This is a genomic window from Microvirga roseola, assembly GCF_020866965.1.
GTDB lineage: Bacteria > Pseudomonadota > Alphaproteobacteria > Rhizobiales > Beijerinckiaceae > Microvirga > Microvirga roseola.
Window position 1 is genome coordinate 1 of sequence record NZ_JAJATX010000201.1, and the last position, 483, is coordinate 483.

Consider the following 483-nt stretch of genomic DNA (forward strand, 5'->3'; position numbering starts at 1 on the left):
TGCCGTCACACTAATAACAACAACGGATCTCCTACCGAAGCTTGTAACAAGGGCTTTCCGAGGAAAGCTGGAGCCGTTCTTCCAAGCGAACAACCGGCAGAGCACCTATCACCGGCTTTGATCATTGAGGCCTGCCCCACCCTCAGCGACTACGGTGAACCGGTGCGGGATCTGGCAGATATCGTCTCCGCCGGCCGGTACCTGCGAGCGTCGCTGGGAGCGAACGAAAGCGCCTGGGTTGAGGCGGTTGAGGAACTTGGCACTGTCAGGGCTGCAACTGCGGTGATCTACGTCCTGCAGCTCTACGAGGACGACGTGGCCAAGAACGGGGGCGAGAGCCGGATCAAGAACCCGGGCGGGTACTTCCGCGCCCTCGTTCGCATGATCAAGGGCGGCAAGATCGACCTTGCCGTCGAGCTTCTCGCAATGAGGAGACGGCGCATGTCGTAATCTCGGCGCAATCCCGGGAAAAGCCTCGTCACC

The 483-nt window shown here is 60.5% G+C and carries 1 protein-coding gene; it reads left to right on the top strand.

All coding sequences use genetic code 11. The annotated features are described in order from the left end of the window. Window positions 1-117: 117 nt before the first annotated feature. Window positions 118-450 carry a replication initiation protein RepC gene (gene repC / locus LG661_RS24875; RefSeq protein ID WP_268995522.1) on the top strand — a complete coding sequence of 111 codons (333 nt, stop codon included), beginning with the start codon at window positions 118-120 and terminating at the stop codon, window positions 448-450. Window positions 451-483 lie beyond the last annotated feature (33 nt).